The 20,773-nt window shown below is 52.1% G+C and carries 15 protein-coding genes; 11 read left to right on the forward strand and 4 right to left on the reverse strand.

What is annotated here, in order from left to right:
• Window positions 1-31 precede the first annotated feature (31 nt).
• The 7 genes from M0L20_RS10970 to M0L20_RS11000 all read left to right on the forward strand — a co-directional run bounded on the left by M0L20_RS10970 (window position 32) and on the right by M0L20_RS11000 (window position 6,006).
• Window positions 32-1,693: an NAD(P)/FAD-dependent oxidoreductase gene (locus M0L20_RS10970; RefSeq protein WP_232561008.1), complete on the forward strand. Its 1,662-nt coding sequence runs from the start codon at window positions 32-34 to the stop codon at window positions 1,691-1,693.
• 169 nt (window positions 1,694-1,862) lie between these two features.
• A complete protein-coding gene (locus M0L20_RS10975; RefSeq protein ID WP_232561009.1) occupies window positions 1,863-2,135 on the forward strand; it encodes a UBP-type zinc finger domain-containing protein in 273 nt (90 codons plus the stop codon).
• Between the two features lie 88 nt (window positions 2,136-2,223).
• Window positions 2,224-3,465, forward strand: a complete 1,242-nt coding sequence (gene egtB / locus M0L20_RS10980; RefSeq protein WP_248476972.1) for an ergothioneine biosynthesis protein EgtB — start codon at window positions 2,224-2,226, stop codon at window positions 3,463-3,465.
• Window positions 3,432-4,424 (forward strand): L-histidine N(alpha)-methyltransferase, encoded by a 993-nt coding sequence (gene egtD / locus M0L20_RS10985; RefSeq protein ID WP_248476973.1) that lies wholly within the window; start codon window positions 3,432-3,434, stop codon window positions 4,422-4,424. The genes egtB and egtD overlap by 34 nt, the downstream gene beginning before the upstream one ends.
• Before the next feature lie 205 nt (window positions 4,425-4,629).
• The gene (locus tag M0L20_RS10990) at window positions 4,630-5,253 is read left to right on the forward strand and encodes an RNA polymerase sigma factor (RefSeq protein WP_232561012.1); all 624 of its coding nucleotides are present in this window, start codon (window positions 4,630-4,632) and stop codon (window positions 5,251-5,253) included.
• 14 nt (window positions 5,254-5,267) lie between these two features.
• On the forward strand, window positions 5,268-5,588 hold the full coding sequence (locus tag M0L20_RS10995; protein WP_248476975.1) for a hypothetical protein: 321 nt from the start codon (window positions 5,268-5,270) through the stop codon (window positions 5,586-5,588).
• Window positions 5,589-5,613: 25 nt separating this feature from the next.
• Window positions 5,614-6,006 (forward strand): hypothetical protein, encoded by a 393-nt coding sequence (locus M0L20_RS11000; RefSeq protein ID WP_248476977.1) that lies wholly within the window; start codon window positions 5,614-5,616, stop codon window positions 6,004-6,006.
• 74 nt (window positions 6,007-6,080) lie between these two features.
• Here the strand turns inward: M0L20_RS11000 and M0L20_RS11005 are convergent, their stop codons facing one another.
• The 4 genes from M0L20_RS11005 to M0L20_RS11020 form a co-directional block, all read right to left on the reverse strand.
• Entirely contained in the window at window positions 6,081-7,613 is a 1,533-nt protein-coding gene (locus M0L20_RS11005) for a SusD/RagB family nutrient-binding outer membrane lipoprotein (protein ID WP_248476979.1), read from the reverse strand.
• Window positions 7,614-7,658: 45 nt separating this feature from the next.
• Window positions 7,659-10,883: a SusC/RagA family TonB-linked outer membrane protein gene (locus M0L20_RS11010; RefSeq protein ID WP_232561016.1), complete on the reverse strand. Its 3,225-nt coding sequence runs from the start codon at window positions 10,881-10,883 to the stop codon at window positions 7,659-7,661.
• 232 nt (window positions 10,884-11,115) lie between these two features.
• Window positions 11,116-13,149 (reverse strand): c-type cytochrome, encoded by a 2,034-nt coding sequence (locus M0L20_RS11015; protein ID WP_248476981.1) that lies wholly within the window; start codon window positions 13,147-13,149, stop codon window positions 11,116-11,118.
• Window positions 13,150-13,226: 77 nt separating this feature from the next.
• Window positions 13,227-15,128, reverse strand: coding sequence for a 3-keto-alpha-glucoside-1,2-lyase-like domain-containing protein (locus M0L20_RS11020; RefSeq protein ID WP_248476983.1), 1,902 nt, complete (start codon window positions 15,126-15,128; stop codon window positions 13,227-13,229).
• A gap of 118 nt (window positions 15,129-15,246) precedes the next feature.
• Between M0L20_RS11020 and M0L20_RS11025 the strand changes: the two genes are divergently transcribed.
• The 4 genes from M0L20_RS11025 to M0L20_RS11040 all read left to right on the forward strand — a co-directional run bounded on the left by M0L20_RS11025 (window position 15,247) and on the right by M0L20_RS11040 (window position 20,726).
• Window positions 15,247-16,053: a 3-keto-disaccharide hydrolase gene (locus M0L20_RS11025; RefSeq protein WP_232561019.1), complete on the forward strand. Its 807-nt coding sequence runs from the start codon at window positions 15,247-15,249 to the stop codon at window positions 16,051-16,053.
• Window positions 16,054-16,151: 98 nt separating this feature from the next.
• The gene (locus M0L20_RS11030) at window positions 16,152-16,658 is read left to right on the forward strand and encodes a SixA phosphatase family protein (RefSeq protein ID WP_248476985.1); all 507 of its coding nucleotides are present in this window, start codon (window positions 16,152-16,154) and stop codon (window positions 16,656-16,658) included.
• A gap of 189 nt (window positions 16,659-16,847) precedes the next feature.
• The gene (locus tag M0L20_RS11035; protein ID WP_248476987.1) at window positions 16,848-17,336 is read left to right on the forward strand and encodes an FAD-binding oxidoreductase; all 489 of its coding nucleotides are present in this window, start codon (window positions 16,848-16,850) and stop codon (window positions 17,334-17,336) included.
• 99 nt (window positions 17,337-17,435) lie between these two features.
• Complete coding sequence (locus M0L20_RS11040) at window positions 17,436-20,726, forward strand: M4 family metallopeptidase (RefSeq protein WP_248476989.1); 3,291 nt, start codon at window positions 17,436-17,438, stop codon at window positions 20,724-20,726.
• The last annotated feature ends 47 nt before the right edge of the window (window positions 20,727-20,773 follow it).

A 20,773-nucleotide genomic window follows, 5' to 3' on the forward strand; every position in this document is an offset into this window, starting at 1 on the left:
TTTGACAGCGCCTACCTCAACCAACTAACTCATGCGCCTTCCTATTATTATTTCCATTGATGATGATCCACAGGTACTGAAAGCGATTCAGTATGATTTGCGTCAGAAGTACCGAAAACAATACCGTATTCTCTGTACAGAGTCTGCTCGTGAAGCGCTTGATTCGTTGACAGAACTGAAAAAGAAAGGCGAAGAAGTGGCGTTGTTTCTATCCGATCAGCGGATGCCCGATATGACCGGCGTTGAGTTCTTGATGCAGGCCCGTAAGGTGTTCCCCAATGCGAAACGAGCGTTGCTGACGGCTTATTCCGACATTGACGCGGCTGTACGAGCTATCAACGAGGTTCAACTGGATTATTACATCGCCAAACCGTGGGACCCGCCCGAAGAAAAATTGTACCCCGTTCTCGACGATTTGCTGGGGGACTGGCTTTCCGATTATCGACCCGCTTTTCAGGGACTCAAACTGGTTGGCTACCAATTTTCGCCCCGGTCGCACGAGTTAAAAGATTTTCTGGCGGGTAACCTTTTCCCGTACCAGTGGCTTGATATTGACATTGACCCGCAGGCGCAGGAACTGCTTGATTTGCACGGCATCGACCGAAAGGACTTACCGGCTGTTGTGCTCGAAGATGCCTCCGTGCTGAAACATCCAACGATTGGCGATTTAGGCGAAAAACTCGGATTACAGCCGAAAGCATCCCAAAGTCTGTACGATCTGGCAATTATTGGTGCGGGTCCGGCTGGACTAGCGGCTGCTGTTTACGGTGGCTCGGAAGGGCTACGAACCATTCTGGTTGATAAACGGGCTCCCGGCGGTCAGGCGGGAACCAGCTCACGCATCGAAAATTATTTAGGCTTTCCCAATGGGTTGAGCGGGGCCGATCTAACCCGACGGGCTATCTCGCAGGCACAGCGTTTTGGGGTTGAGTTTCTGGCTCCGCAGGAAGTGGTTGCCATCACGTCGCAGGGGCAGTACAAGCACATCAAGATGTCGGATGACAGCGAGATCATTGCGAAGGCTATTGTCCTTAGCACGGGTGTTGCCTATCATAAGCTGGAAAACGAGAGTCTGGACAAGTTCACCGGAGCGGGCGTATACTACGGTGCGGCAACTACCGAAGCCTACGCTTTTAAGGGGCAGCCGGTCTACATCGTTGGTGGCGGAAACTCAGCCGGACAGGGTGCGATGTACCTGTCGCGGACGGCTTCGGAAGTGTTTATCTGCGTGCGTCGCCCGGATTTGAGCGAAACAATGTCGCAGTACCTGATCGATCAGATTGACAAAACGCCAAATATCAAGGTACTGGGCTGCACCGAAGTGGTCGAAGCGTTGGGGAACGAGCGATTGGAGTGTCTGGTCCTGGAGAACATGGATTCCAAAGAACGCCAGACCGTAAACGCGGCTGGCCTATTCGTCTTCATCGGCACCAAACCCCTTACCGACTGGATCGAAATGAACATCATCAAAGACGAGAAAGGGTTTATTGCTACCGGGCGGGATCTGGCCAAGTATGCTGACTTCAAAGGAATCTGGAAGCATGACCGGGAGCCTTATCTGCTTGAAACGTGCAGTCCGGGAATTTTTGCGGCTGGCGATGTGCGGGCGGGTGCCATGAACCGGGTTGCATCGGCGGTTGGTGAAGGCGCAATGGCCGTAAGTTTTGTGCACAAATACCTGGCTGAAAACTAAAAAAAGCTGAGGCTAAGTCGATGGATGTTGGACCTATTGAAGTTGGATTGTTGAAGCAGGTCGATATATCTTGGAGATACGGCGTATCAACCTGCTTCAACAATCCGGCTCCAGTACTAGCGATTTTCGCCCTCTGTTAACAAATACATAAGCTCTTTCTTCGAATCCAATGACTAATCAATCAATTTGCGAGCATATTTCGGCGCTGACCGAAATTCGTAGTGCCCAGGCGTACGTATGTGAAGAGTGTATCAAAACCGGAAGTTCGTGGGTGCATTTGCGTACGTGTCAGACCTGTGGTCAAACGCACTGCTGCGACTCCTCGCCTAACAAGCACGCTACCAAGCACTTCCATCGGAGTGGACACCCCGTTGTGTCCTCTGCCGAACCGGGCGAACGGTGGGTCTGGTGTTATCAGGACGAACAGATGATTGGTTATTAAACAAGGATTGTGATTTGTGGTTATAACCTAGAGTTGTCTATAGGCTTTTGACGCTATTACCGCACAAACAACGAATCACTACCTTTACATGATTGCTGAACAAACGCTCACGGAGCAATACCTTCGTGTCCGAGCGCACTCGGAGGCTATTTGCCGGGGGCTGGAAACGGAAGACTACGTGGTGCAACCCATCGCAGATGTCAGCCCGCCGAAGTGGCATCTGGGCCATACAACCTGGTTTTGGGAAACCTTTGTCTTACAGCCCAATGCGCCGGGCTACCGCATTTTTCACGAAGATTTCAGCTACGTCTTCAATAGCTATTACGAAACGGTTGGCAAACGCGTTCTGCGCACTGATCGGGGCAACCTGAGCCGTCCGACTGTAACCGGCGTATATACCTACCGCGCTTATGTGGACGAACACATGAGCCGCTTTCTGGATACCGACGATTTATCGCCCGACTTATATGCGATTATTCAGCTTGGTCTGAACCACGAGCAGCAGCACCAGGAACTGCTCATTACGGACATCAAATATAGTTTGGGGCATAATCCGCTGTTGCCGAGCATCGAAATGCCGATTAACTATCCCCCGCCGTCTAAAGCAGCGGAGAAAAAGCACATCGGTACTTCGGCACTTCCTGCTCAGAATGGGAGAGGAGCTACGGGGGAGAGCAAGGGCATAACCATTTCCGAAGGAATTTACGCCATTGGGCACCCTCATACCAATCAGGCAATTGACTCCTTTTATTTCGACAATGAGATAAGCCGTCACAAGGTATATCTAAACGAAACTACCCTGGCAAGTAGCCTGACCACCAACGCCGAATACCTAGCTTTTATCGAAGCGGGGGGCTATCAAAACTTTAGACATTGGCTGTCCGACGGATGGGCGTGGGTCAAGGCGAATCACATCCAGGCTCCGCTGTACTGGCATAACATTGACGGCGAGTGGTGGAACTACACGTTCGAAGGGCTGGTCCCCATCGCTCTGGATGAACCGGTCTGTCACGTAAGTCAGTACGAAGCCGACGCGTATGCCCGCTGGCGGGGACAGCGTTTGCCAACTGAATTTGAGTGGGAAGCCGCTGCTGATCAACTCAACTGGGGCACGCGCTGGGAGTGGACGAATTCGGCTTATTTGCCGTATCCGGGCTTCATAACCGCCGAAGGAGCCGTAGGCGAATACAATGGTAAATTTATGAGTGGGCAAATCGTCCTCCGTGGTGCTTCGGTAGCTACTCCCGAAGGCCATTCGCGACCAACTTACCGCAATTTTTTTCAACCTGACAAACGATGGCAGTTCACGGGAATACGCTTAGCGAAGTAATTGAAAGTGACGTTGATTCAGCCTTAGTCGAGGAGGTACGAACCGGGCTCGTAAAGATGCCCAAGCGACTGTCATCCCGTTTTTTCTACGACGCGGAAGGAAGCCGGATCTTTCAGGAGATCATGCATTCTCCAGACTATTACCTGACCCGTTCGGAATACGAAATTCTGGAAACGTACAAGTCAGAGCTTTTGCACTTGTTTGCCGCCGAACAACGCCCGTTTGATCTGGTCGAATTGGGCGCAGGTGATGGGCTGAAAACAAAGGTTCTGTTAGGCTTTTTCAGGGAGAAAGGGGCTGAGTTTGCGTATGCGCCGGTCGATATTTCAGCCGATGCACTCGAGGGTTTGGTGTCCGACGTACGCCAGCAGTGGCCCGATTTGCAACTCAAACCGCAGCACGATGATTATTTCAACTCGCTGCAACAGCTTTCTGCGGAGTCGGACGCCCGGCGGATCGTCTTATTCCTAGGATCGAACATCGGCAATTTCGCTCCCGACGAAGCCATCGATTTTTATCGTCAGCTAAACGATAAACTTCAACCCGGCGACATTGTGCTGACAGGTTTCGACTTACAAAAGAACCCGGCTTTGATTCACGCGGCTTATAACGACCGGGATGACCTGACGAAGGCTTTTAACCTAAACCTGCTCCGCCGAATCAACCGCGAACTCGACGCTGATTTTGATCTGGATGCCTTTGATCATTACGAAACGTATAATCCTGAAACGGGCGAGGCTCGTTCGTATCTGGTAAGCCAGAAAACGCAAACGGTCAGAATCCAGGCCATCGATATGACGGTTCCGTTTGCGAACGGAGAAATCATTCACACGGAGATTTCGCGCAAATTTACCCGCGCTCAGATTGAACAACTCGCGGAGCAGACTGGCTTTATGGTAAATGGCTGGTTCACCGATTTCAAGGGGTATTTTGCCGACGTGGTATTCGTTAAGAAATAAGCGATTTACGACGAAAAGCGAGACGGGAGGTGTCGGATTTTAGAATCCGACACCTCCCGTCTCGCTTTTCGTTTATACCTGAGCCGTTTATCGCGTGTTTCGGCCACCTGTCCTTTTCTTTTCCTGTTTTTTTACTTGCCGTAAAATATTTTGTTTCTGATTCCGACTACCCTCTTGTAAGCCATCGGTAAGCGGCTATCAGAACGTGAATACATCCCTTGTCAACATACCCGCGTCAACCGTCAACATGACTGAGCGTGAGAGCAAAACGTCCCAGCCACTTGGCGAAACGGTCCGTAAGGAACGCGGACGGCTACTGGCGTTCATCCGCCGACGACTGCCTGATCCCGACGAGGCCGAAGATGTGCTCCAGGATGTGTTCGTGGAACTGACCGAAGCGTACCGACTGGCTAAGCCCATCGAACGCGTTGCGTCGTGGCTGTTTTCCGTTGCTCGAAACAAGATCAGTGATTGGTACCGCAAAAGTCAGCCAAACGGTGCGCGTACTGTGTCACTGAACTCGCCCGGCGCTATCGATGATGATGAAGCGCCGGTATTGGGAGAGTGGCTAGCCGTGGCTGATGATACGGGGCCGGAAAGCACGTTTTTCCGCGAAACGTTCATGGACGCATTGACCGACGCGCTTGCCGAACTGCCCGATGATCAACGCGACGTGTTTATTCAGCACGAACTGGAAGGCCGGAGTTTCAAAGAAATGGCGGCTGCGTGGCATGTACCGATTAATACGCTTCTGTCGCGCAAGCGATACGCCGTGCTACACCTTCGCGAGCGACTGCGCGATTTATACGATGATTTTATAAACGACTAAAAACAGTAAACACGATGATTATTCTAAAAGGAATTGGCTTTGCCTTGTTGGGTATCGGGTTGTTTTTGTTGGCAACCTACGTTGTGATGCGACTGTGGAACTGGCTGGTGCCGTCGCTGTTCAATGGTCCCCGATTACGCTTTGTTCAGGCATTGGGGCTGTTTTTTCTGGCCCGGCTGTTGTTTGGATTTGGGTTCGGTCGGTTTGGGCATTATAGCTATGGGCGGCCCTACTGGCATCATGGTCGGCACCACCACGACGGTCATAAACCAAACGGACAGCAACCGCATAATCAGTTAAAACCTGTTGTTCCTGCGCCTGTACCGGAGCAGTAGTCAGAAACGCTTAAATAAAGTAACAATGAGACGCTTTTGGTTTCGTCGGGGATTACGCTTCCTCGGTTTTGCAATACTTTTTGTCGGGCTGGCCGGACTGGTCGTTATGGCCCTCTGGAATGCTTTGTTACCTGCCATTTTTGGCATAACGACCATCAACTGGTTACAGGCATTAGGCTTATTAGTACTTAGCCGGATTTTATTCGGTGGCCCCCGTGGCTTTGGGGGCGGTGGATTTGGGCCTGGTCGTCACGAGTGGCGGCAAAAAATGGCTGATCGCTGGAAAAACATGACGCCTGAGCAGCAGGAAGAGATGCGTCAGCAATGGCGTAATCGTTGCGGGCGCTGGGGACGCGGTCGGTGGGAAAGAGAGCAGTCTGAAAAAGCTAACGAGACAAATTCGACAACGGCGCTATAACGTAGCCGTTCTATACTAAACAAGCCCGGCTGCTAGCAACAGCCGGGCTTGTTTATTGATTGGCATCGTATTGATTACTGTTTGTCCCACCAAACGCGCGTGTCCAGATTGTCAGGTCCCTGCCGCGAAATGGCTTCGTTGACCTTTGCCTGATTGATCGAAATCTCAGCATCGGGGTAGCTCAAGCGATTAATGAAGTTCCCCTTGATCTCCTTACCCGGATACGGATTTGGCGTCAGCGTTGGATAACCACTGCGACGGAAGTTGGCAAACGCTTCGGGACCGTTCAGGAACGAAGCAACCCAGTACTGCGTATTGATGAGTTCGAGCCCACGAGTCGCTACGTATGGATTCTTTTGCAGATAAGCCGCAATATTGGCGTCTGAAACCAGGGACGTAGCGTCGTAATCGCCCAGTTGCTTCATGTGCGCCGTTATCCCCGCGTTGTAAAAATCGGCGGCATTACCCGTTGTCCAGCCACGCTGGGCGGCTTCGGCCAAGAGTAACTGCGTTTGCGCGTAAGTTACCAGATACGTGGGTACATCGAAGCGCCCCATCCGGGTCCGGTCCAACTGCGAGTAATCGTAAAAACTGCTAAGCCCATCTGCCGTTGCCCGAGCCGGAATAGTGCCGTTATCGTAGCCAAGTGGCATACCAATCTGCACGGACGGATCACGATTTGCGCGGGCCGATGTCTGTTCAGGACCGCTTTTCGCCCCGACGTACCGAACCGCGATGGAAGCCAGCCGAGGGTCGGCGTTCGTCTTCAGATAATCGACGAACGTTTTTGTGAGGTAATAGTTGGCGGCTTCCGTCGAGTTGAGCGTCGTTCCAACGGGATTCTGGTAATTCGCGTTGTTGCGAACGGCGGCATTATCGGCATTCGACTGCATAACACCACCCGCCACGGCTTTCTGAACGGTTGACTGAGCCAGCGTTGGGTTGATTTTCGACAACCGCATACCCGCCCGGAGCATCACCGAATAGCCGAATCGTTTCCATTTGGTGATATCACCACCAAATTCAATCTCTCCGGCTTCGGTCGGTTTCGTTGCGTCGAGCGCTGCGGTGGCTTCGGTAAGCTCTTTCAAAATATCGTTGTAGATGCTTTCCTGCGTGTCGTATTTAGGGGTAACGTTACTGCTTAGATAACCCTGTCCGGCCTCGGTGTACGGAATGTCGCCGTAGCTATCGGTCAGCACCATAAACGAGTAGGCTTTCCAAAGACGAGCCATGTTGTACAGATTACTCCGGCTCGCATCGGATTTGGTTTTGGCAATCACGTCCACCAGATACCGGATGTTATCGCGGTAATAGCGCTGCCAAAGCTGGGCATTCGCACCCGCCGATCCCCGGTTATCGATGTTGTAATTACCTCCCGACACAATGCCTGAGTTGGGAGTAAACATCTGTTGCACAATTGGTTCTTCGAAAATCAGCATGCCACCTGGAAACGAAGCGTTGATGATGGCATTGTTGAACGTAAAAACCGGGTTGAGTGCCGTTGCTGCCGTGGGGTTGGTATTTAACTGGTCGAACCCGTTCTCGCAGCTGCTCAGGCTGGTCATCAGGGCGATCAGAGGTATATACAAAAATCTTTTTTTCATGGTTGTCAATCGTTTACAAGGAGAGAAAGGAATCGGTCACCTTCTCTAGAATCGCACATTAAGATTAAAGCCAATGCTACGTGTGGTGGGCAAACCCGTTGATTCGAGACCGACGAGGTTATCCGAGCTAAAGCCAAATTGTTCCGGATCGATGTTTGGTACCCACTTTTTCAGGATGGCCACGTTATTGGCTACCGCGTTCAGACGGATGCCTTTGATGAACAGCGTTTTGGGTAAAAACTTGGTGAAGTCATAGCCCACGCTGATCTGACGCAGTTTCCAGAAGCCCGCATCGTATAAAACCTGCTCGCCGAGGCTTTTCGAGCGACCAACGGAGTAGTAATCCTGCACAAACGCCCGAACGGCATTTGTCTCCCCGTTAGCGTTCACCCCAACGCCGACCATTTTGTTATCGGCATCACCCCGGCCAACCAACGTTTCCTTTTGCAGGCCATGCCGGAAGGCATTCAGGTTGGTTCCCGAAATCATTTTACCGCCCAGTTTGAAATCGATCAGGAACGATAGGCTGACACCTTTGTAATTAAACGAGTTGGTAATGCCGCCAATGTACTTGGGTAAAGCCGAGCCAAACGAAACGGGCGTTGCGGTCCGGTTTGCTAAGCCATCGCCCCCGTGAATAATACGTCCCTGAGCGTCCCGCGCGTAACCATAGGTGTACAACTGGCCCAGTTCTTTACCAACAACCTGCCGCAGTTCACCCACGTAAATGCCCGTACCAACAACAATCTGTTCGGGCAGTTTATCATTATTGTAATCTTTTTCGGGCGTTCCGTCATCATCAGTCAGCAATCTCAGCAATTTAGTCTTGTTGTAAGAGCCGTTCAAAGTGACATCCCACGAAAAATTCTTGGTCCGAACGGGAGCCAGATTCAGCAATACCTCAACGCCCCGGTTCCGGCTCTGACCGCTGTTGATCAAAGAACTCGTATACCCCGATGCGTCAGACACCTGCACCGAAACGATCTGGTCGCTGGTCACTTTATTGTAGTACGCAAAATCAAGACCGACCCGGTTGTTGAACAGCTTTAATTCCAGTCCCACTTCGGCTTCGTTTACCCGGCTTGGGCGGAGGCTGGCGCTTGGTACCGTGTTCGACGTAATGGTACCGACCGGTTGACCCTGGCCCGATGGATTGGGGAACAGGTTGGCCGCAACGGCGTAAAACAAGTTGTTCGAGTAAGGAGCTACGTCACCGTCGCTGCCGACCTGCGCGTAAGCGGCCCGGACTTTACCGAAGTTCAGCCAGGCGGGTAAGTTGTTGAAAGCTTGGGAGAAAACAAAGCTTCCGGTCAACGATGGGTAGAGAATACTGCGGTTGCCCGGAGCAAGCGTCGAGAACCAGTCGTTCCGGAGTGTCCCGTTGAGGAAAAGCACGTCTTTGTACGATATTTCGGCGGCACCGTACAGCGAGTTAACTTTTCGTTCGCTCAGACCGTACAGCGGATCTTTTACGCGCCCGTTCTGCGGAACGTACAGCCCGCGAACGATGAAATCCGTTGCCAGCACACTGTTCAGGTCACTCCGGCGGTAGAGTTGGTTACCGCCCACCGTGAGATCAACACCGATAGCACCGAATTTGCGATTGGCACCGATCAGGAAATCGGCGTTGATCTCACGGAATCGGCGTGATTCCTGAACGTAGTTCCCGTTAACAAATCCGGCTGGAGCGGCTGCCAGCGATGCCTGACCCGTTGGAAAGTTGTAATCCTGATCACGCGACCAGTAATCCTGTCCAACCCGTCCTTGTAGATACAGCCAGTCCGTAAAGTTGTAGCGGGCCGCAATGTTGCCGAACAGACGATCCCGGCGAATGTTCTCGAACTTGTAGTTCATTACGAAGTACGGATTCGTCCGGTTCATAAACCGCGACCAAACGAACTCGTTGCCGGTAGAGGGGTTGATCTGATTGGCTTCCAGTACGTCCAGCGGCATGGAGTTGGCTACGGTGTAAATGACCGTTGGTGTGCTGTTATCCTGCTGGGCAATCTGGGGCGGGTTTTTGTTGTACTCGTTCGAGTAGTTGATCGTGCCCGTAACGCTCAGCTTTGGCGAGAGATTATAGCTAAAGCCGAGGTTGATGGTTTTGCGATTGTACGTGTTATTTCGGGTAATGCCTTTATTGTCCAGATTAGATACCGACAGGTTGAGCCCACCGCGTTCGGTACCGGTCGATATAGAAATGGAATTTGTCCAGCTCGAACCGTCGCGGTAAAACGTGTTGATGCGGTTGCGTACCGGTTCGTAAGGGACCGTAAGACCGCCAAAAAGTACCTGTGTCATGCCGGGTTGAAACTTCTCCCCGAAACTCCATACGCCCGATGTCGGGTTAGGAGCCGTTGGCCGAACGCCGTATTCGCCCTGACCGTATTCGTATTGATAATCAGTATAGTCGAGCGGGTGGTCCGTCGTGAAGTTAGTGTTGTACGTCACTCCGATCCCCTGTCCGGTTCCTTTGGTTTTGGTCGTGATCAGAATGGCACCATCTTTGGCCCGCGATCCGTAAAGAGCAGCCGCCGTACCACCTTTCAGTACCGTCATCCCTTCAATATCGTCCGGGTTGATGGACGAAAGCCCGTCGCCACCATCCGAATAGTTGGCACCCCGGTTGCCGACGGAATTGTCACTACCCGCGTTCCCGTTATTCTGACCAAAGTTCGTATTGTCGATAGGCACCCCGTTAACGACGATGAGCGGACTATTTTGGCCCGAAAAGGACGATTGGCCACGAATACGGATTTTACTCGTTCCTGCCGCACCCGTACCGAGACTGGAAATATTGACCCCCGCTATTTTACCCTGCAAGGCGTTCATGAAGTTAACCGTGCGGTTGGTCGTAACCTGTTCGGGAGTGACAACCGCGGTTGCGTAGCCTAGCCGTTTCGCTTCTTTCTTGATACCCAGGGCCGTGACCACAACCTCGTTTAGACTCTGCTCCGCTTCCTGGAGCGTTATAGTCAACTGCGTCTGGTTGCCAACCGCAATTTCCCGACTTGTGAACCCAATGGCGCTGATTACCAGGGTGGCATTGGGGGGCGTATTTAGTGAGAAATTTCCATCCGCATCTGACGTTGTTCCTATCTGCGTGTTCTTGACGAGAACATTGACACCCGGAATTGTTTGCTGATCCTTACTGGATACGACCCGGCCCGTGACCCGGCGATCCTGCGCCAAAGCGGCATGAGTGAAGAGAAAAGCCGCCCAAAGCAAGAGACCAAGCGCATGACTTTTCGATTGTATAAGCTGTTTCATTGAGGAGGGGATATTAGGCTTAATTGATGCTATAAGACAAGTTAATCTATCCTTATTAATAATCGTTTAAAGTGCCTCCACCGCCTTTCCTACTGTCTTTTATGAGTACTTATTACTATACAGGTATTAATTTATAGCAACTTTTACTTGGATTAACGCAAAAAGCCGGATCATATGACCCGGCTTTTTGTAAGCTGACAATTATGTATAAATCGCCTGATTGAGCAATTCTTTACGGCTTGGGTTCCGTTGCCGATTCGCTCTTTGTTGCGGCCAACGAGTTGATCCAGGCTGCAATCTTAAGTGCGTCCGCTTTGGGAACTTGGGGCATGGGTGGCATCTCCGTTGCATAATCCGGCCAGTTCTGCGGCTTAGGATTATAGATGAGTTCGACAATCTGGTCGTTGGTGTATTTGCGCTTGGCAACATCAGCAAAAGCCGGTCCTACCTGACGCTTATCGGCCTGATGGCAGGCTGCGCAGGTGTGACGCGTCAGCAACCCTTTTATCTCGCTGTAGGTCGGTGCTTTAGCCATCGTTACGGCCTGACCTTCTACCAGTTTCGGTTTGCCTCCCAGCGTGGATGCGCCCGGCGTGGATGCGCCAGTAGTGATCTTTTTCGTTGGCGTCGCTTTTTTGCCCGTTGCAGGCGCAGCGGCAGGCGTTGCAGCCGGTGCGAGAGCTGAATTTTTCGTGCTGACCTCGCTCATAGCTAGCTTCTGCCCATCCGGAATGTTGTTGAGCGTGTAATAAGCAATTGGATGTACCAGTGAGTACGATCCTTCAACACCCCGAACACCGTCGAGCGTAAGCTGGTGGATGTAGTATTTCCGCAAATTATCAACGATCAAGCGGGCTTTCAGGCCGTCGGCTGACACCTTCACGCCTTTAATGGGCAGCGCTTCTTTGTTGACCGTTGGGCTACCGTAGACGGAGTGGTATTTGTACAGAAAACTTTCGACCCGGTATGAAGCAATATCTTCTGCCGATTTGCGGTCTACGGGTTTGGTGAACTCCACTTCGAATCCATCGGGCATGGCTTTGACCGCCAGCATTTCAAACGGAACGTTGCCATTCCAGGCTAGCCGCTGTAGTCCTTCGTTGGCTTCCCCGGCTGAACCCCAGCCCCGGTTTGTTTCACCGACAAATAAAGAACCGTCTTTCGCCCAGGCCATCCGCAGTACCCCCGACCGGAAGCCATTCCGAAACTCGATAGCTCCGCCCTGGTATTCGCCGTTCACTTTTTCCATGAACACGCGCGAGATTTTGCTCATTCCCTGATCGCCAACCAGCAACTGTCCGGCAAATGGGCCAAATGAACTCTGCGGAATCTCTAAAATCTCCGAATTGGAAATACCCAGAATACCGTGCGGCAACCAAACAGCGGGCGTCTGGAAATCGGCAGTTGGGAACTGGTCTTTCATCGTGTAGAGCAGCGTGGGCGTTTCGTTAACGATGTTTTCGGGTTTGATCGCGCGGCCGTTCTCGTCCCGGCGACGGCGCTCGTCGATTTTTGCGTAGAACTGCTCAGGCGTAAGCTTAACCGGTGAATTAGGCTGATTGGACCAACGCAAACCCGCAGGGTGACCCACAAACCCACCTTTCTTGACATGAACGATTCCTCCCGATCCCATCCAGTCGCCCTGGTTATCGGCGTAGAATAGCTGACCGTCATAAATGCCCAGTCCGCAGGGCGAACGCATACCGGTTGCCCACGGCTGCATGGTGCCGTTTTCGGTGATGTTCATTGTCCAGCCCCGCCAGGGTACGCGACTTTCACCGCGCCACCATTCTTCATCACCGAAGGCTACGTTGCCCGTTACGAAAAACGAACCGTCCGGCGCAATTTTTGGCCCGAAGCTGTATTCGTGGTAATGTCCTGATAAGGGCCAGGCGTATACGGTTTCGAAGACATCGGCTTTGCCGTCTTTGTTGGTATCGACCAGCTTGGTCAGTTCACCCCGTTGAGCGCAGTAAAGAGCCCCATCTCGGGAGGTAAGACCCAGCACTTCGTGCAAACCCGACGCGAACTTGCGGAAGTACGGTTTACGGCTGGTTGGGTTCTCGACAATCCAGATGTCGCCCCGGCGGGTTGCTACGCCCAGGCTACCATCTGGTAACACCGTCAGACCGCCTACTTCCAGCAGGGTACCCTCCGGCGCCGTTACTTTCAGGATCTTAAAATAATCTTCCTCTTTTGGCGATTCCTGCGCCTGTACCGCTGTCAGACTCGCTGCGGCCAAGAGGGTTGCAAATAGTTTTTTCATACTGTAAGGTGTTCTTCGATTGAGGCAGCGCAAAGGGTTTAGCCAACGTGAAGCCTGAACCGAATACCGTCAACTGGTTAAAACAAGATCGAATAGGTCAGTTTTTCCTTAACAGGTACCAGTAGCTCCTTCTGGCCTCCCGCTTCCCGAACGATAGGCTTTGCCCCACCGGCGTCGTCGATGCGTACGTATTCCTGATCATCGATAAGGTACATGCCATTGTCAAGCGGGCTGATGCTGCTACCACTGGCCAACCGCGCGTAAAGATTGCTCGCCGGATTGCTGACCGTCAGTTCGCGTCGGATACCTTGTCCGGCTTCCAGCACCCGAATTTTGTCTTCGATTGAATGGCCGTTGCTTTGATAGCGGAACGTGGGTCGGTCGCTGCCGTCCAGCACGTAGCCTTTCGGACGATACGCCGAACCCGTTGTGTCAGTCGGCCAGGCCGCTTGTGGCGAAGCCAGCTTAGTCAGGAAAAGTACCGGTGTACCCATCCGTTGTACCATCCCGAGCGGACGTGAAGAGCCATCGCCCCGGTCGTGCCACATCGGCGTAGCATCCAGAAACATCCCGCGCCATATCTGTATAACCGCACCTTTGTCCAGATCGTAGGTGTAATGGACCTGCTCGGGGCTACCCACCGAGATAGCGTGCGTTACGCGAACGGGCTTGCCCTGTGTGCTTTTGTCAGCGGGCAAATCCATGAAGCTGCGAAGAAGCGTATTTGTTGACGCATCGATAAGAATCGGATCAACATCGTCGCTGTTTGTTCCGGCGGCATCGCTGATCAGGTATTCGCGAATGCCCGGTCCGGCTACGTTCAGGGCGAGGGCGGGCTGGAACCAGCCAACGGATTTCGCGTAGAACAGTTCAAACGGCAGATCACCTTTAGGCAAGGTAGCTTTTCCTTTATTACTGCTGCTGTTGGGCGGAACGACCAGTTGGTTGTTGATCTTCAACATACCGTTCCCACCGGCCACACCCAGGTTGAAGCTATATTCGCCGGGTTCGTTGACCCGGAAGGTACCCGTGTAGCGAATCAGAAAATCATTCGCGATGCGGCTTACCGATGACGACAGTTTGGGCGATGCACCTTCCGATTCGGGAGCCGTCTTATCGTATTCCGGCTCTTTTTCGTATTTGCCTTTGTAAACCGCGTATTTCAAATTAAGCAGTTCGGGGCGGGGTTTGTCGTAAGTCGTGTACCGAATATTGCGAAAGGCTACGGCTCCGTGATCGCCCTGAAGCATGAGCGGACCCATTGGCTTTTCATCGTTGAACGCAGCCGCCAGGGTAGGACCACTCAGTTCAACATCTTCGTGGATCACAACGCCGTTCAGTTCAACGCGAATCATGCGGGCGTTGTCTGTTTTTTGTCCGTTAGTGTTGAAACGGGGGGCTTGAAAAGAAATTTTCAGGTGTTGCCACAAACCGGGTGCACGGCTGGCATTCTGGCGCGCGGGGTGACCATCGTAGTTCTGCTGACCTTCAGGGCGTCTGGCGTCTGAACGCTCGTAGATCGAACCGTTGTCTACCGTTCGTGGGCTTTGCAATCCCCAGCCCACGTTGTCCCAACTGTCGAACAGTTGAATTTCGTAACGGCCTTGCAGGTACACACCCGAGTTGGATTTGGAGGCCATCATATAATCCAGTTCCAGGTCAAGATCACCGTGTTCGATAGTCGTGAACAGGTTATACTTGTACGGGTTTTTGGGATCAGCCGGGGCTTTATCCAGCGGAATACTTGCCAGTATGCCCGTGCCTTTTTCCGTGACAAGTACATTTGGTTTGCCCAGTTCAGCACGGACGTTTCCGACGATTCGCCAGTTCGGCGTTGCTGGTTTAAACGCGCTTAAATCGTTGAGCTGAATAGGATTACCAGGAGTGGGAGCCGGTTGGGCCAGAGCCAGCCCGACGCCAACGATCCAGCTAATGCCCAACAGCCAGCAAAAGCGAGCTGTAGTCGTAGGTTTTAACATGAAGGATGGAAAATTTTGGCTCGAAATTTACCATTTTTTCCCTACAAAAGGATGCAATCCGGCAATTGCCCTATCTTTGGGTGTTTTATAACGAATCTGTTAACCTGTTTACATTTCCATGAAGATCGCTCCGCTATCGCTCGCTTTTTGCGTTGGTATCGTTGGTTTAGCCCTCTCTCAATCAGCTACGGCCCAGCCCGAACCGAATAAGCAAACGCCACAATCCACCGAAATTTGGGAACCTGTGCCACCGGTTATAACACCTGGTACAACGTCCGCTGCTACTAGCGGTACAACGCCCCCGTCGGACGCTATCGTACTTTTTGACGGTAAAAACACGGACCAGTGGGTCGCTATCAAAGGCTATTCACCCGAAAGTTGGGAGAAAACAAACGAAGGTCCGTTGAAGTGGCCCGTTCAGGATGGGGTAATGTATTCGACAAAAGGGTTTTCGGCTCGCTCGAAAAAAGAATTTAATGATTTTCAGCTTCACCTTGAGTTCAAAACACCCGAAAAAGTAGAGGGTAACGGACAGGGACGCGGCAACAGCGGTGTCTTCCTGCAAGGTCGCTACGAGCTTCAGGTTCTCGACAACTACAACAACCCAACCTACGTTGACGGGATGGTCGGTTCGATTTACAAACAAGCTATTCCGTTGGTAAACCCTAGCCGGAAACCCGGTGAGTGGCAAACCTACGACGTAATTTATCAGGCTCCCCGCTTCAACAAAGCCGGCATGATGCTGGATTACGCGTACGTAACGGTATTGCTCAACGGTATCCTTGTGCAGAACCACGCAGCCATTCGGGGAACGACCGAGTACATCGGCTACCCGAAAGTACAACCCCACGGTGCGGGTCCGATTCTGTTGCAGGACCACGGCAACCCGGTTGGTTTCCGTAACATTTGGGTTCGGGAATTGTAAGGCAGCACTGCTACCACAAAAATACTTGACAATGAAGCCTCTGGTCGATAAGCCGGAGGCTTTTTTTGTATACTTGCGGCTTCACTTGACCAATCGCTATGCGTACCTCTTTGCTTCTCGTTGCCCTGCTTACGCTGCTGAGCAGCTGCTCGAAGACCGTTATCTACATCGTTCGTCACGGCGAAAAAGTGGGTGAGGCAGACACTACGAATCTGAGTCCGGCTGGCTTTGCGCGGGCGGCTGCGTTGGCCGACACGTTGGCGGGCAAAGGTATCGACTCGATTTTCTCGACTCCTTTCCGACGTACCCGACAAACCGCCGAACCCTTAGCGAAGCGTACAGGCTTACGCATTGTGGACTACCCGGCTAAACCCACGGAGGCTATTGTTCGACGGTTAGGAAAGATTCGGGGTAAAACCGTGCTCGTCGTCGGACACAGCAATACTATTCTGGAGATTGCCAAAGGGTTAGGCACGCAGCCGACTATGAGTACCATTGAATCGGGTGATTTCGACAATCTGTTTCGGGTCCAGATCATTCGTGGACCGTTTGTTCATTCTACCACACTGCTACAAAGAACGTACGGCCAGATAACCCCTCCTTAGGGTTGAGGCTGATACTTTTCCCCAAAACTACCGTCAGACGGGAGCCACCCGTATGGACTCGCCCACGGTTGGTGGGCATTATATGACGGTTCATCATACCTCTTTATCAGATCACGCAAGGCTGTGTAGAGAATGCGGGTAGCGACTCTCTACTTTTGTGCATGTTCGGAGTTAAACGAATGCTATCAGATGAATCGACTGGTTTTTAGTATAGTAAACAAACTTGTGCTTGTAAGCGCGTTTATAGGGACATCGCAGGCTCAGTCGATTCAAGCGGCTGCTCCCAAAACGCATCAAGTGGTGACGCCCGCTACTTATAAAGGTAAGCAGATCGTCGTCGGTAGTGGGGGTGGATTTACCGGCTTCTCGACAACGTATTACTTACTGGATAACGGTCAGATTTACGGCAAACGCAATCGTGATACCACGTTCACGCTTATCGGTAAACAAACGGTGGCTAATACAAAACGGGCCTTTACTGTTATCGAGACCAAATGTCAGATCAAAACCACCCAGTTCAACAATCCCGGCAATACGTATCAGTTCGTTCAGTGGCGACAGGGAGGACAGCGCTACAAGGTAGCCTGGGGCGAACCGGGAAAGACCGTACCGCCTGATTACCCACGATTCTTCGATTCATTCATGGCCATGATTCCGGCCACTTTGCAAGTGAAATAGCCTATTTCTTTTCTGCTGGATAGCTTCTGTTTTACCGAAGCTGGCTATGTCGCGCCCTAAAAAAATCCGCAGCAACCAACCAGTAAACAACAACTACTCATGAAACGATATGTACTGATGCTTCCGCTGCTGGTGGCTACAGCCTCGCTGGCCCAGCAACCGAATGGCGGCTTTAGCCGAAAGATGAAAACGTCCTTACCAACCCCCGGACTGGCTGAGCGATTGAAGGCCGACGTGAAAGAGTCACCTGGAACGCCGGGTGCCCGCCAGGCACAAACGGACAACCTTGGTTTGACGCTCGAACCCCTGCGATTGCGGGTTGTACACGACGAAACGACGAAGCTCCCAATCTTCATTGAACGGAAGATAGATCTGAGTGCTAAAAAGAAGGCCGCAAAAAACGGAGGAGCCCGGTTGTCGGCCGCTACGGCTGCGTCAACAACGTTTCAGTTTATGAATCAGGTACGTGGCCTGTTGAAACTCGAAAATCCAGAAGTAAAATTCAAGGTTGCCAGCACCGACTATGACGAGATTGGACAAACCCACGTTCGGCTGACGCACATGCACCGGGGCGTGAAGGTGTACGGTTCCGAACTGGTCGCGCACCTGACCGATGGCGATGTGACGCTCATAAATGGGCGCTATAAGCCCGTGCCCGACGAACTGTCTACTACGCCCAAACTGACCCTTTCGCAAGCCTCGGCATTGGCGCTTACGGATGTTCAGAAGGCGTCTGACGTTCGCTCGTTCGGCGATAACCTGCTTCGCAAGAAACAGCCAGCGGGCGAGCTGGTTATTGTTCAGCCCAAAAAAGGAGGGGCACGACTAGCGTATCAACTAACCGTACGACCCAACCTGATCGAACGCTGGGAATACACGGTCGACGCCCAGACCGGCGAGGTCATCAACAAATACAATCACACCTGTACATTCACCGGACCTGCGAAGGGATCGGCGAAGGATCTGAACGGTCAAACGCGCACGGTTAATACGTATCAGGTCGGTAACAATTATTACCTGATCGATGCGTCGCGTCCTATGTTCAACGCGGCTGCATCGTCTATGCCAGAAGCGCCGGTAGGAGCCATCGTGACGGTAGATGCGAAAAATGGTAAGGAAAATGATCGACCGATCAAAAAGTACCTAATCTCGTCGACCACCAATAAAGACTGGAATGCGACCGCTGTATCCGCTCACTATAACGCAAGCCTGGCTTACGAATATTACAAAAACACGTTTAAACGCGAAGGGCTGGATGGTGCAGGTACCACGATTGTCTCGGTCATCAACATTACCGACACGAAAGGCAAACCCATGGATAATGCCTTCTGGAACGGGGATATTATGGGGTATGGCAACGGGAACCGCTTAAAACCGCTGGCTGGTGGCCTGGATGTGGCTGGTCATGAAATGACGCACGGGGTTATTGAAAAAACGGCTGATCTGGAATACATGGGGCAGTCTGGGGCTATGAACGAGTCGTTTGCCGACATATTTGGGGCGATGATCGACCGGACAAACTGGACGTTGGGCGAGAGTGTCGTAACACCGACTACTTACCCGTCGGGTGCTATGCGAAATTTATCGAACCCCAATCAGGGCGGTAAAGCGAAAGACCCGAACGGGTACCAGCCCGCGACGATGGACCAGTTCGAAAACCTGGAACCGGATGACGACAATGGGGGTGTTCACTCGAACAGCGGAATTACCAATTTTGCTTATTACAAATTTGCGACGGCTATTGGCAAAGACAAGGCCGAACAGGTTTACTACCGGGCGCTTACCCGGTATCTGGTGCGCACATCGCAGTTTCTGGATTTGCGGTTGGCCGTTATCAAGGCGGCTGGTGACCTGTATGGTCCTTCGGGAGCTGAAGTGACCGCAGCTCAAAAGGCGTTCGATGCGGTAGGTATTGTTGAAGGTACGGGAACCGATCCCGGTCCAGGTAAAAATCCGGATCTGCCTGTGGCTTCTGGCGAGGATCTGATGCTGCTCACGGAGATAGAAAGCGGACAGTTGTATTCGACCAATATGGGCGTAACGCCCGCCAATTTCGAGCAAAAAACAACGACCGCTTTGACGCACCGTCCGAGTGTGACCGATGATGGAACGCTGGCGTACTATGTTTCATCCGACAAACGAATTCGAGTCGTCAATCTGACGGGTACACCCAGCGAGTTTGTCGTCTCTAGCGACACCATCTGGGACAATGTGGCTATTTCGAAAGACGGGACTAAACTGGCTGCGCTGACGGCCGACCGCGACGGCTCCATTTACGTGTACAGCTTCGAGCAGGAAAAGTGGGCTCAATTCAAATTGCACAACCCAACGTATTCGGAAGGTGTTCAAACGGGTGACGTTCAGTTTGCGGATTCATTTGAATGGGATTTCTCCGGCGAAAATCTTATTTACGACGCCTACAACGGGAGTGGAGATACTGGTGGTTATTGGGACGTAAGCTTTATCAATGTCTGGAGCAAGAAAGCGGGTGACTTTGCCGAAGGGCGAATTTCGCGGCTGTTCTCACGGCTGGATAAGGGCGTGAGCATCGGAAACCCGTCTTTCTCGAAAAATTCCCCTCATATTATTGCTTTCGATTATATGAATGAAAACGACGATACCTACGCGATTGTGGTCGCTGATCAGAACGTCGGCAAAGCGGTGATTGTATACGAGAATAACACACTGGGCCTGCCCAATTATTCTCGTCTGGACGATCAGCTGGTGTTCAGCCATATAATTGACGACAAGGAAACGATTGTCAGCATTGCTTTAGGAGCCGACAAGCTATCTGCTACCGGTAAAGCCGTTGAACTGTACAGCGGGGCGAAATGGCCGGTCTGGTACACACAGGCCACGCGGACTATACCCGCCAAAGCAGCGCAAACTATTACGTTCAATACCATTGCCGACCGCTATACCAACCAGGGCGATCTGACGCTCAAAGCAACGGCATCTTCGAAACTAAAGGTTAGCTTTCAGGTGAAAAGTGGCCCGGCCAAGCTAAACGGAACAACGCTTAAATTCACGGGAACAGGAACGGTTACGATTCGCGCTATCCAGGAAGGTAATGACCAGTTTAGTGCGGCTGCCCCGGTTGAACGGACATTTAAAGTGAAGGCCGTTACCGCTCTGGAGCCGACCTGGGCGGATGTGCTGTCGGTTTACCCCAACCCGGTTAGTTCAACCCTAACGATTGAACTGCCTGCTTACGAAACCGTAGAAAACATTTCTCTCAAAACGGTCAGTGGTGCTTCGGTAGCGGTTCCTACCATGCGAGAGAATCGAAAAACCGCGACGCTCGATATGGCAAGCCTGCCCAAAGGGATGTATATTCTTCAGGTCCAGACGCTCAGCGGAAGCACCAGTAAGAAGATCATTAAAGAGTGATTTTTTCAAGGTATTCCATTCAGTCTAAAACCAGTGGGGGCATCTGA

Source organism: Spirosoma liriopis (assembly GCF_023196085.1).
Taxonomy (GTDB): domain Bacteria; phylum Bacteroidota; class Bacteroidia; order Cytophagales; family Spirosomataceae; genus Spirosoma; species Spirosoma oryzicola.